The sequence below is a fragment of the Nocardia sp. CA-119907 genome (assembly GCF_050955995.1).
In the GTDB taxonomy this organism is placed as follows: domain Bacteria; phylum Actinomycetota; class Actinomycetes; order Mycobacteriales; family Mycobacteriaceae; genus Nocardia.
Genome location: NZ_CP192091.1, coordinates 3,831,972 through 3,845,738 on the forward strand (window position 1 = coordinate 3,831,972; position 13,767 = coordinate 3,845,738).

Annotated in this window: 11 protein-coding genes; 6 read left to right on the forward strand and 5 right to left on the reverse strand. The window is 66.7% G+C overall.

Going from position 1 to position 13,767, the window contains the following annotated elements:
* The first annotated feature begins 32 nt into the window (after positions 1–32).
* Positions 33–1,793: a DUF3556 domain-containing protein gene (locus tag ACQP2D_RS17065; protein ID WP_433684671.1), complete on the forward strand. Its 1,761-nt coding sequence runs from the start codon at positions 33–35 to the stop codon at positions 1,791–1,793.
* A complete protein-coding gene (locus ACQP2D_RS17070) occupies positions 1,790–3,241 on the forward strand; it encodes a phytoene desaturase family protein (protein ID WP_433684672.1) in 1,452 nt (483 codons plus the stop codon). Before ACQP2D_RS17065 ends, ACQP2D_RS17070 begins: the two co-directional genes overlap by 4 nt.
* Here ACQP2D_RS17070 and ACQP2D_RS17075 read toward each other — a convergent pair.
* The 3 genes from ACQP2D_RS17075 to ACQP2D_RS17085 all read right to left on the reverse strand — a co-directional run bounded on the left by ACQP2D_RS17075 (position 3,224) and on the right by ACQP2D_RS17085 (position 8,924).
* The gene (locus ACQP2D_RS17075) at positions 3,224–7,798 is read right to left on the reverse strand and encodes an HAD-IC family P-type ATPase (RefSeq protein ID WP_433684673.1); all 4,575 of its coding nucleotides are present in this window, start codon (positions 7,796–7,798) and stop codon (positions 3,224–3,226) included. The genes ACQP2D_RS17070 and ACQP2D_RS17075 overlap by 18 nt on opposite strands.
* Positions 7,798–8,190, reverse strand: a complete 393-nt coding sequence (locus tag ACQP2D_RS17080) for a hypothetical protein (RefSeq protein WP_433684674.1) — start codon at positions 8,188–8,190, stop codon at positions 7,798–7,800. The genes ACQP2D_RS17075 and ACQP2D_RS17080 overlap by 1 nt, the downstream gene beginning before the upstream one ends.
* Positions 8,191–8,657: 467 nt before the next feature.
* Positions 8,658–8,924 (reverse strand): hypothetical protein, encoded by a 267-nt coding sequence (locus tag ACQP2D_RS17085; RefSeq protein ID WP_433684675.1) that lies wholly within the window; start codon positions 8,922–8,924, stop codon positions 8,658–8,660.
* Between the two features lie 66 nt (positions 8,925–8,990).
* On the opposite strand from ACQP2D_RS17085, the gene ACQP2D_RS17090 reads away from it, so the two are divergent.
* Positions 8,991–9,116, forward strand: coding sequence for an Rv1535 domain-containing protein (locus ACQP2D_RS17090; protein ID WP_433684676.1), 126 nt, complete (start codon positions 8,991–8,993; stop codon positions 9,114–9,116).
* A gap of 80 nt (positions 9,117–9,196) precedes the next feature.
* On the opposite strand, the gene ACQP2D_RS17095 is transcribed toward ACQP2D_RS17090, so the two are convergent.
* Positions 9,197–9,622, reverse strand: coding sequence for a hypothetical protein (locus ACQP2D_RS17095; protein ID WP_433684677.1), 426 nt, complete (start codon positions 9,620–9,622; stop codon positions 9,197–9,199).
* Between the two features lie 413 nt (positions 9,623–10,035).
* Between ACQP2D_RS17095 and ACQP2D_RS17100 the strand changes: the two genes are divergently transcribed.
* Positions 10,036–10,260 (forward strand): hypothetical protein, encoded by a 225-nt coding sequence (locus ACQP2D_RS17100; protein WP_433684678.1) that lies wholly within the window; start codon positions 10,036–10,038, stop codon positions 10,258–10,260.
* A 693-nt stretch (positions 10,261–10,953) separates the two neighbouring features.
* Positions 10,954–11,499, forward strand: a complete 546-nt coding sequence (locus tag ACQP2D_RS17105; protein WP_433684679.1) for a dihydrofolate reductase family protein — start codon at positions 10,954–10,956, stop codon at positions 11,497–11,499.
* Between the two features lie 169 nt (positions 11,500–11,668).
* Here ACQP2D_RS17105 and ACQP2D_RS17110 read toward each other — a convergent pair whose 3' ends face one another.
* Positions 11,669–12,679 carry a sigma-70 family RNA polymerase sigma factor gene (locus ACQP2D_RS17110; protein WP_433685680.1) on the reverse strand — a complete coding sequence of 337 codons (1,011 nt, stop codon included), beginning with the start codon at positions 12,677–12,679 and terminating at the stop codon, positions 11,669–11,671.
* Positions 12,680–12,831: 152 nt separating this feature from the next.
* Between ACQP2D_RS17110 and ACQP2D_RS17115 the strand changes: the two genes are divergently transcribed.
* Positions 12,832–13,422, forward strand: coding sequence for a dihydrofolate reductase family protein (locus ACQP2D_RS17115; RefSeq protein ID WP_433684680.1), 591 nt, complete (start codon positions 12,832–12,834; stop codon positions 13,420–13,422).
* Positions 13,423–13,767 lie beyond the last annotated feature (345 nt).

Genomic DNA, 13,767 nt, shown 5'->3' on the forward strand with positions numbered 1-13,767 from the left:
TACCTCCCGTTCCCTCTCGAAAGACATCTGCCATGGGATTCACGAAACCGGATCTTCCGGACATCGACTACGCCGAATGGAAGACCCGGCCACGCGGCGAACGGCTCCGCACCGTTGCCGAACACTGGGTCGAGCACGGCTTCGGCACCCCTTATGCCGTCTACCTGCTCTACCTCGTCAAGTGCGCCCTGTACGTCCTCGGCGCGGCAGCGGTGATCTCCCTGACCCCTGGACTCGGAGCACTCACCGACATCACCTCGTGGTGGACCGAGCCGATCGTCTACCAGAAACTGGTCGTGTGGACCCTGCTGTTCGAAATCCTCGGGTTCGGGTGTGGGTTCGGGCCGCTCACCATGCGATTCCTGCCGCCGATCGGCGGGCTGCTGTACTTCCTGCGCCCCGGCACCCTGCGCCTGCCGCCGTGGCCCGGGAAGGTGCCGTTCACCCGTGGTGACGAGCGCGGCATCATCGACGTCGCCCTGTATGCGGTCGTCCTCGGATCCGGAATCTGGGCTTTGCTCGCCCCCGGTCATGGCGCTCCGCAAGCAGACGGCAGTCACGTAGGTCTGCTCGATCCCACGGTCGTCGTCGCTCTGGTCGTTGCCCTCGGCGCGCTGGGGTTGCGGGACAAGACGGTGTTTCTGGCGGCCCGCCCCGAACACTATCTGTTGATGCTGCTGATGTTCTTCGTCCCGTTCACCGACATGGTGATCGGATTCAAGCTGGTCATGCTGGCCCTGTGGTGGGGTGCGGCCACATCCAAGCTCAACCATCACTTCGGGCACGTGGTAGCGGTCATGATGAGCAACAGTCCGGTCATGCGGATCAAATGGCTGGAGCGCAAGATGTACCGCGACCCGCCGCAGGACCTGCGCCCGTCACGGATCCCGGCCCTGCTCGCACACGGCGGCACCATCGTGGAATACCTGGTTCCCGCCTACCTGGTCTTCCTCGGCCACGGCGGCCCGCTGACCTGGGCGGCGATCATCTTCATGGCGGTCTTCCACCTGCACATCATCTCCACGGTGCCGATGGGCGTGCCGCTGGAATGGAACATCTTCTTCATCTTCAGCCTGTTCTACCTGTTCGGACACTACGGTTACATCCATGTCTCGGGGCTTCGATCTCCGCTGGTGCTCGCGCTGATGCTGTTCTCCACGCTCGTTGTCATCCTCGGACATGTTCGGCCGCAATGGGTTTCGTTCCTGACGTCGATGCGCTACTACGCTGGAAACTGGGCCACCAGCGCCTGGTGTTTCCGCGGGGACGCCGAGCTGAAGCTCGAACAGCATGTGACCAAGAGCGCCGCGCTACCGGTCACCCAGTTGACCAAGCTGTACGGCCCCGAGATCGCCGACATCCTGATCCAGTCCGGCATGGGCTGGCGATCGATGCACACGCATGGCCGGGCGCTCAACGGTCTGATCACACGGGCCGTCGACAACGAAGACGACTACGCCATCCGCGACGGAGAGATCGTCGCCGGCCCGCTGCTCGGCTGGAACTTCGGTGAAGGGCATCTGCACAACGAACAGTTGCTGGCAGCGCTGCAGCGTCGCTGCCGGTTCGAGGAAGGCGAACTGCGCATCGTCGTCCTCGAATCCCAGCCGATCCACCGGCAACGCCAGGCATATCGCATCATCGATGCCGAGACCGGAGTCATCGAGGAGGGCTACGTGCTGGTGGAGGACATGCTGGCCCGCCAGCCGTGGCCGGAGCCGGGCGATCCGTTCCCGGTTCATCCTCTCCGCCGCGACGACACCTGGGTTCCGCCCTCGGCGCGTGTGCGATGACCACGGCGATTGTCGTCGGCTCCGGGCCGAACGGACTGGCCGCCGCCGTCACGCTGGCCCGGCACGGCGTCGACGTCACCGTGCTCGAGGGTGCCGCCACCATCGGCGGCGGCACCCGCTCCGGCGAGCTCACCCTCCCCGGGCTGCTGCACGACCACTGCGCAATGGCCCACCCCATGGCCGTCGGGTCGCCGTTCTTGACCGGAATCGATGCGGCCCGATACGGATTGGAATGGGCGTGGCCGGAAATCGACTGCGTGCACCCGCTCGACGACGGAACAGCAGGAGTGCTGTACAGGTCCCTCGAGGACACCGCCGCGGGCCTCGGCGCCGACGGCTCGATCTGGCGCCGCCTGTTCGCCGGCCCCTCCGCTGAATACGAGCTGCTGGCGACCGATTTTATGCAACCACTCCTGCGGATACCGTCACATCCGGTGCGGTTGGCACGATTCGGCATCCCGACCCTGATCCCCGCCGCCGCGCTCGGACGGTTGTTCCGGACCGAGCAGGGACGGGCGCTGTTCGCCGGGAACATGGCGCACGGCTGGCAACCACAGCACCGGATCCTTTCCGCGGCAATCGGTCTCGGCATCACCACCGCCGGCCATCGCTACGGGTGGCCGGTCGCGGTGGGCGGCTCGCGCGCAATCGCGGACGCCATGGCGGCCGCATTGACAGATCTGGGTGGAAAGATCGAGACCGGCCTCTGGGTCGAGTCGCTCGACCAACTGCCGCCAGCCGACCTCGTGATGTTCGATCTCGCCCCGGCCACGATCGCCGACATCGCCGGTGACCGGCTGCCGTCGCGGGTTTCCCGAGCGTACCGGCGATTCCGGCACGGGCCCGCCGCCTACAAGGTCAGCCTGGCTGTCGAGGGCGGCATCCCGTGGACCAACCCCCATGCTGGCAAAGCGGGAACCCTGCACATCGGCGGCAGCGCCGCCGATGTGGTTCGCGCCGAACGCGCAATTCATCGAGGCCGGCTTCCCGACCGGCCCTTCATCGTGGTCGGACAGCAGTACCTCGCCGACCCCACACGATCACGCGGAAACCTACACCCCATCGACCTGTACGCTCATGTGCCACAAGGATATTCGGATGACGCCACCGACGTACTGCTCGACGCGGTCGAGCGGTTCGCACCCGGGTTCCGGGACCGCATTGTCGCCATCACCGTGGTCGGCCCCACCGCCATGCAGGCCTACAACCCCAACTATGTGGCCGGAGACATCCTCACCGGAGACAAGAACATTCGCCAACTGCTCTTCGGCGGACCACGCATCACCCTGCGCCCCTACCGGATAGCGGACCGGATGTTCATCTGCTCGGCCGCCGTCCCACCAGGGCCGGGAGCACACGGGATGAGCGGATACAACGCAGCATCTGCGGCCATGCGAAAGTTCGCCGCCCCCACCGAGAGCCCGCCGGCATCACGTGCTCTGGCCTGAGCGCGGCAGGGGTTGGGATAGTGCGCGGCCGGCGATGAGGGCGGCGCTGGTGCCGGTTGCGGCGCAGCCGACCACGATCGACCAGGCTATCGGCCCGAGTGGTACGCAACCGAAGAACCGGTTCACTCCGGGGGTCATGATGATCGTGGCGAGGAGTACGGAGCTGCCTGCCACGGTGGTCCAGACCAGGGGGCTGTGCCGGCCGATCACCAAGGTCTGCCCGAGCTGTGTGCCGACCAGGGCGGCCAGCGCCATGGTTTCGGCGCGGCGGCGTCGGCCGGTGGCGCGGCCGAGCAGCCAGGCCGCGCCGGCGCCGACAGTGGTGCAGGTGCCGCGGACGGCGACGGCTTGTAGGAAGTCGGTGTCGATGCCAGGTGGTGGTCCGAGTGTCGTGCAGGTCGTGTCGGTGTCGTCGGTGGGCTGGGTGTCCGCCAGGGTGATCGCCATTGCCGGACCGAGGTCGGTGAGCAGGTTGACCACCAGGAATTGCCGGGTGCCGATCGGGGCTCGACCGGAAAGCAGTGTGCCCAGGACGGTGAACGCCACCTCACCGGCGTTGCCGCCGACCAGCACGCCGATCGCGTCGCGTACCCGCTGCCACATGCCGCGGCCCTCTGCCAGTGCCTCCTGCAGGACAGTGAGCTCGACGCCCTCGGTGAGGATCAGGTCGGCGGCCTCGCGTGCGGAGACCGATCCTCGGGCGGCCAGCCCGATCCCGACATCGGCGGTGCGGATGGCGGCCGCGTCGTTGCTGCCGTCGCCTGCCATCGCCACGGTGTGCCCGCGCCGCTGGAGTGCGGACACGATGCGTACTTTGTGTTCGGGCGATACCCGCGCGAAAACCGTTGCCTGCTCGATCAGTTCAGCTTGGCCGTCCTCGTCGAGCGCATCCAGGTCGGCGCCGGTGGCCACTGTGTCGGCGCGGATGTTGAGCTGTTGGGCGACCGCGCGCGCGGTGATGGGGTGATCGCCGGTGATCATCCGCACGCTGATGTCGTTACGGGCCAGTTCGGCGAGCAGTTCCAGGGCCTGTGGGCGGGGGCTGTCGGCGATGCCGAGGAAGCCGAGGAGGGTGAGTTGCTCGATCTCCTCGGTGACGTCGTGGGGGGCGGTGGCGAAATCGCGCCGCGCCACCACCAGGACCCGCAGTCCCTGCGCGGCCAGCCGCCGCACCGCTGTCTCCGCGTCGGTGCGGCACTCGGGTGTGAACGGCGAAACCTCATGGCGATCTTCGTCGTCGATGCGCAGGATCCGATCACAATGTGGCAGGAGCACTTCCGGGGCGCCTTTGACGGCGAGCCGGATGTGGCGGGCGGTGTTGCCCACAGTCGCGGAGTAGCCGCGGAAGCTCTCGAACGGCACCTCCTCGATGGGATCCCAGGTGTGGGGTGGTCTTTGGCCCAGGTGGGTATCTGCTGCTTCGACGACGGCTTGGTCGGTGGCATGTACCAGTGGAGTGTCTTCAGGGTTGGGGCAGGCGCGGGCGGCGGCGCGCAACAGTACCCGCGACTGTGGCGTGCTCGCGAAATGATCGCTGTCCCACTGCTGGTCGAGGTCGGCAAGCGCGACGAGCCGTAACTGGCCCTCGGTGAGGGTGCCGGTCTTGTCGAAGCACATGGTGTCGATGCGGCCGAGCGCCTCGATGGTGCGGCTGGAGCGGACCAGTACGCCGCGTCGGGACAGGCGGCGGGTGGCGGCCAGTTGGGCGACCGTCGCCACCAGTGGTAGCCCCTCGGGTACGGCGGCGACGGCGACGGCGAGACCGTCGGCCAGGGCCGGGCGCAGCGCCAGTCCACGCAGGAAACTGGTGACGGTGACAGCGGTTCCGCCGCCGAGAGTGAACGGCAGCACGCGTCCGGTCAGGCTGTGCAGCTGCTCCTGCACGCCGCCGCTGGGGGGCGGCCCGGCGGCGGCGAGGGCACGGCCGGCCTCGGTTCCGTTTCCGACCGCGACCACGACCGCACGCGCCGCACCGCTCACCACGATACTGCCCTCGAACACCATGCTGGTGCGCTCTGTCAGCGCGGCTCCGGGTGTGGCGGGGGTTTGCTTTTCCACGGTCACCGACTCGCCGGTGAGGCCGGACTCGTCCACCTCCAGCCCGTCGGTTTCCAGCAGCCGGGCATCGGCTGGGACCACCTCGCCGGTGGCGAGCGCGATCACATCACCGGGCAGCAGATCGTCTGCGGGAGTTTCGATTTCGTCGTCTGCGGTGAGTCGGCGAGCGGTCAATCGCTCGCCGAGCAGCAGTTTGTGCAGCGACAGCCGGGCGCGGCGGCGCTGGAGGGCCGAGGCTGTGGCGTTGAGCCCCAGCACCATGCCGACCAGCACCGCGTCGGTGGGCGAGCCCAGCAGCGCGGAGGCGACCGCGCCGACACCCAGCAGCGGTGTCATCGGATCGGCCAGCTCGCGGCGCACATCTGCGACCAGATCGGCGAGAGTCTTTGCGGGCGTGGCCAATCGCTGTGACATGCGGCTGACGGCGGTGGTGATGTGCGAGTGAGGCAGCGGTGGCGGCCGGTGCGGGGCAGGCAGTCGGGCCAGCACCTCGTCCGGTTCCAGCGCATGCCACGGCACCAGCCGCACGTCGGCCGGTCCGGCCACGCGGGCGGCCCGGCGCCCGGAGTTCAGACCGGTGGCCCACCCCATCAGGGTGGCCGCCGCGACCGGGCTGGTGGCGCGCATCGCCCTGGCCTCAGCGGGACCAGACGCGAGCAGCAGACCGCTGAGCGTGGCCGCCGACAGCGTCAGGACCCGTCCGCGCTCACTGACGAAGCGTGCCGGGCCGGTGGCGGCGATGATCTGGCGTACCGAACTCAGATCCGGGCACAACACATCCGCCTGCCACGGGATCCGCGCCGGGGTGCCGGGGGTCAGGGTGGCGATACCGATCCCCAGATCGGCGGCACCCAGGGCGCGATGTGCGTCGCCGCTCACTACCGCCACTACATGTCCTTGCTGCTGCAGTCGCCGTACCAGCTCGGACATCGAGCCGCCCGCGCGCACGAATTCGTCTGCACTGCGCCGTAGTTCGCCGGTGCCCTCGTCGCCGATGAGTACCACCCGCAGGCCGGCCCTTCTGGCGGTGGCCAGCAGCCCGGCCGCACCTGGATGTGGCTCGTTACCGATCAGCACCCGCCCGACCACACGTCGGTTCTCGTGCAGCAGGTACCAGCGCGGGCCACCGAAACCGTCTCCTGGGCCGGGGAGATCGGTGTCGGTGCCGGGTGAATACGGGTCGTTGTGGGCACCGACGCTCAGGTGCAGATCCTCGCGCTGGTGCCGAGGTGGTGGCGGGATGGGCAGTTTCTCACCGTTGCGCCAGAGCAGCCGCTGAGCGGCGCTCCATACGTGTTCGACCGACCAGCTGTCGTCATGGGATTCGGCGTCGAGCACCACGGCCCGCTGACCGCGCACGGCGTCCCGGTCGATGACCACTGCGGTGACCCGGTCCAGGCGGCGCCACATGAGCGGGTCGAGGGTCAGCACCCCGCGCGCGGCCATGAGGGTCGACAGCGCACCGGCGAAGGTCTCGCGACCGGCTCGCGCCGCCTTCGGCACTCCCGCCGCGACGGCGTCGGCGGCATCGGCGACGTCGCGGCCGCCGGTCAGCGTCGCCGCCGATGCCAGTGCCGCCGCGCTGCTGACCTCGCTGGTGCAGCGCTCGATCGGCCCATGCGGTAGCGGTGCCGGCCGCGGCTCGGGCGGGTCGTATTCATCGACGCCCGGCAGGTCCGGGTCCGCGATCAGCTGTTCCCAGCGCCGCCACTGCGCGAAGCGAGCGGTGGCCTCGACCAGCCGCACCGCCCGCTGCATCGCATCGGCGCACAGGCCGGTCAGTTCCGAGTCCAGGGCCTGGCTCAGGGCGTTTCCGACCACGATCACAGTGTCGGCGCGGTGGCGGCCGAGCTGAGCTTCCAGAGCGCCGCGCAACCGCGGCTGTCCGTCCACCAATGCCACTGCCCCCCGGAGCACGTGCGCTGGCGCAGGCACCGGGAGCACCCGTGAGGTGACGGTCGCACCGATGCCGATGACATCGCCGGCCAGCTGCAGCGCCGAGGTGAGTACCGGCTCGCGATCGGAGGGGTGTTCGGCCCGGCGGTTCCATGGGTCCTCGCCGGTTCCGGCGAGAGCTTCGACACGTTCCAGGATCGTTTCCAGCTGTGCCGGAGACAGGCGTTGCGGGTCCGCGGCCACCATGACCCGTCCAGTGGCGGCATTGACGTGGAACCAGCGCACTTCCGGTTCCTGCTCGAGGTGCTTGCGCACCAACTCGGCCACCCGAGCGTTCTGTGCCGACTGCAAGCCGCGAACTTCGGCGTGAATACGGTTGGCATGCACCGTGATCCGCCGCTGCATGCGCATCCGCCGCGGATCCACAAGGGCGCTCAATTCCCGGCCGATGCCCTCGGTGAGTTCGGCGGCCATCTCGGCGACTGCTGGGTTCGTCAGCCGCGATGCCATCGCGACCGGCCGCCGGAGCAATCCCAGCGTGGCCGCGGTCGCCGCTAGGGGCAGCCGGATCGGCGCAGTGGCCAGGCCTTGCAGAGACCCCATCACTTCGCGCGGGTTCGCGCCCGCGGAGAAGCGGCGGCGGCCTTCTTGGGCCGAGTACCTGTACGCCGCCGCGGCTGCGGCTTCTTGGCAGTGACTTGCTTGCCGGATTCGGTCCTTGTGTGCCGCAGTAAGTAGGCCGCACCCGCGATACCGCCCGCGGCCACAGCCACTGGCCATTCGACCAGCCCCGTCACACCCGCCGCAATGACGCCGAGCACAGTCGCGGTCGATACGTCGATCCCACTACGAGCGCCGGACACAGCGCCCTCGACCGTGCCGCGCGCTGCACCGGTAACCGCCCCGACCGCGGCTCCACCGGCCGCCTCGACCACATGGACAGTCGCCGATGCCGTAGCCCCCAACTTTTCCACGGTGCCCGATGCAACGCTCATCATCCACACCTCAGTCGTAGTAGGTAGCGATTAAACTTCCTCCTGCGGAAACCAGTGCGTTGCCAGCATACTCGGGATTCCATATTTCGTGACGCCCGAATCAGTCCACACGGCCGACACCGAAACGCGCGCGTTCGAGTCGTCCACTGCGGGCGCAGACGGAAAAGTCCAGGTAAAACGACGGCATCGACACGGTCTTATTGATGCGATGACAGAGTTCCGGCTACCTCGCCAGTCTGAATTGCCAATAGATTGCTAATAGCGTTCATTGGCTGTTCCCTGGCCTCAGAGCGCGGTGCGGGCCACCCGCTCGGAATTCTCCGCGGCGACTCGGAGTGTCATCCCCAGGCCGGAAGATCGGCGACTGTCTTCGGCTCGTTCTGCACGCTCGTCCGCAACCTGCTCCCACGCAATGATCTACGCCTAGCGCCAACCTTTGCCAAAGATCCCCTGGCGGCGCATCGGAACTAAGCGTCTTCGAGGGCCTCGCCGATTTCGTGGGCGATGCGGTTGTGCTCATCCTGCATCAGCCAATGACCGGTTGCGAGGATCACCGCGACAGGCCATTCGATGATCTCCGCCGCGGCCAGCGCGCCGAGCGCACCGTAGTACGCCAACTGCTCGGGCCGTGGGACGCGGACCCGACCGATTACCGGCAGATCCACCGCGAAGCCCTGTGCCGCCAGCACCCGATCGACGGCGTTTCGGTGGTCGGTAGATGTTTTTTCGGCCAATTGTTGCCTCCCGGACATGGCGTGTTCGAGTATTCGACGTCTGGGATCCGCACCGTGTCCAGCGTGATGAGTACTGGTGTTGGCGTCGGGTCGGACCCGTTGGCGGATGCGCTGACGCAGGTGCTGGCCGTGCCGTTGCGCGAGTTGTATGCCGTGCTGTTGCGCCTGGGAGTCATCGAGATCGTCGACTGATCATCCCACCGTCGACCGTCCACGGCCAATAGCAACCGCGCAGCGACGGCGATCGTGGCAGCACTGGCGGCAGCCGATAGTTAACGCTTACTCGGCGAGCGTCGCGACCGGGCCGCGCTCTTGGGTGCGGAAATCGCGTCTTCGTTGCCGCGCGCCGTCCGGTCACCTTCCAGGTGCGGCTTGGAGTCTCCGGCACGCCTGTCGGAGCCAGGCGTCGGCACTCTGCCCGATCGCTGCCCGAGTCGCTGGACCACCAGGGCAGCGCCGCCGACACCCAGCAGCACGGGCCAGTCCACCAGACCTGCGGCGCCGATCGCCGCAAATGTCAGCGCCGCCGCCGATGTCGAGTGACTGCCGGTGCTCAGCCCATTTTTCACACCGACCGCGACACCCTGGATGCCGCCGATCACACCGTTGACAGCGGCGCCGCCCACGGCCCCGGCCGCAGCCGTCGTCGCGTCAGCCGTTCGGGCAATCACGTCCACCACACCGTCGGAAATGTTCATATACACCCCGTCGAGTTCACCATTTGGACACCAACGAGCAAACCGAAGTTTACCGAGGAGAGTCCAGGACGCCAACGGAGGCTCCGCAACTCCACAGCGGGCCCCCGGCGTTTTTTTTGCCATCTGTCGCCTCCCGTACATGGGTAACCCACAGTCGATGAGTCCCTGACTGCCTCGGGCTTCTCTCACCTCACCCATCCCGGCCTGGACCTGGGTCATCCCGAGCCTGCTCGGCGCCGAAGTGTTGTCGGTGCGGCCGATCGGAATGCGATGCGGCTGATGGGATCTCACTGCGAGTGCGGACAAGGATTCGTGGGTTTGCGCTGGCGGCGGTGCGCAACTTGCGCGGGTGCTGCGGGCTCCGGTGACCGAGGACGAGATCGCCGCGTTCGAGACCTATGCTTTCGGGGTTCGTGCTGGCGCAGGCGTGGGATGGGCTACCGAGCGAGGCTGGAGAATTCGGCGCCGGTGAAGTTGACGTCTTCGAGGTGGGCACCGGCGACGTCTCGTTCGACGGGGCGAGGTTCAGCGGCAACGCTCGGTTCGACATGGCCGGTACGGAAGTCGAAATCGCTTTTCGACCAACTGTATTCGGCTACGGGTTGGAGGGGTCGGCAATGACGCGGACGATGGTCTGACGGACTTCCCGGTCGTTCTGCCGGCACTCGAGTGGTGTTCCCGATCGTCGGCGCGGGTACCGGCAGCGGTCGCGCGGTGCTGTTCGAGGACCAATTTGCTCTGGTGATTGCCGCCGAGTCCGGGGCTGTAGGGCAAGCGCATGTAGCCGCACAAGACGTCAACGCACTGCTGTCGGCGCAGTCCATTGGTTTTCCGCGGGCGCGTTCGGCTCGAACGATAAGGACGCTGTCGGTTCGGCGGATTGGGCGGCGTTATACCGCCCCTTTCGGGCGGGCGCCGGCGTCTACCTGGAGGCGGTCCCGGTCCGGGGCGCGCCCCGGATACAGAACAGGACTACAGATCATGGCCAACTACGTTGTCTCCTTCCGTGTGCCCGCCGGCTCCGCGCCCAACGAAGGGACGCCGGGCGAGTGGCGGGCCTGGTTCGGTGGGCTGGGTTCGGCGCTGGTGGACGTGGGCAACGCGGGGACCAACGCGTCGCTCGGCGAGGTCGGCGGCAGCGGCTCCCGGATGGTCGGCTACTCGGTGGGTGTCCGTCGGGGACATGGACTCCACGGTGGCGCTGGCCGAGGACTGCCCGGCGGTGCGGGTCGGCGGCGGGTTCGAGGTTGGCCCCGTGATGGAAGTTGCCGGGTTGTGAGCGACGCCATGACCGCGCTGTTTCGCGGACTCCGCCAACCGAGGGCGACGCGATGCGCAAGGTGATCGAGTACGTACTGGTCTCGGCGGATGGTGTCACCGAGGATCCGGTGGGAATGGGGGTGGGCAAGCACCAAGACCAGGCCTACCTGCGCGATGGTCTGGGCCTGTTGGAATCGTGTGACGCGTTGCTGTTCGGCCGCACCATCTACGAGCAGTTCGCGCAACTGTATGGCAGTGGGACCCACAAGCCGATGTGGGCTGATCGGCTCAACGCGATGCCGAAGTACGTGTTCAGCTCCACTCTGGAGAAGGCCGACTGGGGCCAGACGACCATCGTTCGAGGCGACGCCGTCGCCGAAGTGGCGCGGCTCAAGCAGCAGGACGGGGGGAACCTGCTGATTCTGGGGCACGGTTTGCTCGGGGAGACGCTGCTGCGCGAGCGGTTGATCGACGTGATCGACCTCGCGATCTACCCGTTTCTGGTGGGCAGCGGAGGGCAGTTCTACTTCCGGCCCGGTCAGCACGCCACGTTGAGACTCGCAGCCGTTAAGGCCTTCTCGAAGGTGGTGAAGCTGACCTACGAGGTGGACCGATAGGCAGAATCTGCGGTCCACACCAATTCTCCAAACGCAAGGCGCTCACTACGCGATGACTACCCGCCCTACCGAACTCGCCGACACCCTGATCCAGGCAGGACGCGATTGACAAGAAGCGCCCGTTGACTGATGCGCTCGCCGTCGAGTCCACAGTGGACTCGAAGCCGGTCTACTGTGCACTCGGGAGGGATTGCGGCAGGCCGAATATGGGGAGGACTGTGTTTTCGAAGACGGTCATGGCGCGGATTCGGTCGTCGGCGAGAGTGAGGACGAAGAGGCCGGCTCCGTGGATGCCGGTGGGAGTGTGTCGATAGACCCCGAATGCCGGCTGACCGTTGGCTCGCGTCGGCACCAGTTCGAATCTCTGTGCCGAGCCGAAAATGAGTGCGCAGAAGCGGGCCACGGTGTCTCGGCCCTGGTATTCCAGCGGCATCGGTGGCATCGACATGAAGACGTCGTCGGTGAACAGAGCTACCAACGCGTCGATGTCGGCAGATTCGTAGGCGCTGACGAACTTCGCCACGATCGCGTCCTCGGCAGGTGAGTCGCTAGCAGGCGGCTGCTCTCGGGCAGTAGTCACCGGCAGTCGGCGCTGCATTCCTGCACGCGCGCGTTTGAGGGCGCTTTTGACCGATTCGACGGTGGTGTCCAGCATGTCGGCTACTTCGTTCGCGTGGAATCCGAGGACGTCGCGCAGGATGAGGACGGCGAGCTGGCGAGGCGGCAAGATCTGCAGGGCGGTCACAAAGGCCAGGGAAATGGATTCGGTTTGCTCGTAGCGCGCCTCCGGACCGAGCGGCACACTGATCGCACCGTCCAGAAGGGTGTCGGGATAGGGCTCGAGCCAGTGGATTTCGCCGAGTCCGGTGGGTTCCGGTGGTTCGATTCCCGGGATGTCCCACTGCTTTGCAGGACGTCGACGAGCAGAGCGCAGCGCGTCCAGGCACCGGTTGGTGGCGATGCGGTAGAGCCAGGTGCGAAGTGAGGCGCGCCCGTCGAATCGTTCGAGACCTCGCCAAGCGGCGAGCATCGTGTCCTGGAGAGCGTCCTCGGCATCCTGAAACGATCCGAGCATCCGGTAGCAGTGCACCTGTAGCTCGCGACGGTGTGGCTCGGTCAGCGCTCGGAATGCCTCGCCGTCGCCGGCCTGCGCCCTCGACATCAGGTCCGTGCTCGCCAACTCCACTCCCGCCACCTCATTCCTTGTGTGCAGTTCCATGCTCTATGGACGCCGGCCAAGGCGCGAACGGGGCGGTCGCGCAGCGCCTCCTTTTCCGATGCCGCGGCGTCTAGACCAGTGATAGCCGACAACATTGTCAAAGGAGCACGGAAATGGGAAAGATCGTCATCAGCTCAAATGCCACACTCGATGGAGTAGTCCAAGACCCGGACGGCCAGGAAGGCTTCGAGCTGGGCGGCTGGTTCCACCAGTTCGTGGGCAGCAAGGACCTCGAAGACTGGACCGCCCGCGAGACGGAGGAAGCGCTGGGTGCCGAGGCGGTACTGCTGGGCAGGCGGAGCAGTGAGTGGTTCGCGTCCCGCATGCCATCGTTCGATGTCCGCGTAAGCCGCAAGTGGGCGGACAGAATGAACAGCCTCCCCAAGTACGTCGTGTCGTCGACTCTCGAACATCCTCAGTGGAGCAACACCACGGTCCTCAACGGCGATGTGGTAAAGGAGATTTCGGAGCTGAAGCAGAAAGTGAACGGGGAAATCCTGGTCTACGGCAGCTATCAGCTCGTGCGCACACTGATGGAACAGAACCTGGCCGATGAACTGCGGCTGGTAGTTTTCCCGGTCGTGCTGGGAACCGGCCTGCGTCTCTTCTACGAGACCAGCGACAAGAAGCCGCTGCACCTGGTCAACACACGAAAGATCGGTGACGGCCTGGTGTTCTACACCTACCAATTCGTGCAAGGCTAACGGCTGTAGACGGCGACGAAGTCGCGTTCGTCGGTGTTGAAGTAGCGTCCCCCGTTTTGACGGAATTCGGGGAGAAGCTTGGTGGCAGGCGGGTTGATGGGGTCGCGGAGCTGTCGTAGGTCATGAACGAGACCCACTCGGTGTTGATGTCGATCTCCATCGCCCGCACCGGATCGCGTTGCGTGCCTCCAACACCCGCGGCGAACCCGCCGCCACACCAGAAACTCAACAAACTTGGAACCCTCCTACGACCCCGCATAACACAACACAACGAAATCCCAGGGCGGTGACGTGACCCCGGAGTTCGGTCCACATCACCCGCGCCGAAATCATGGGGTCACGTCA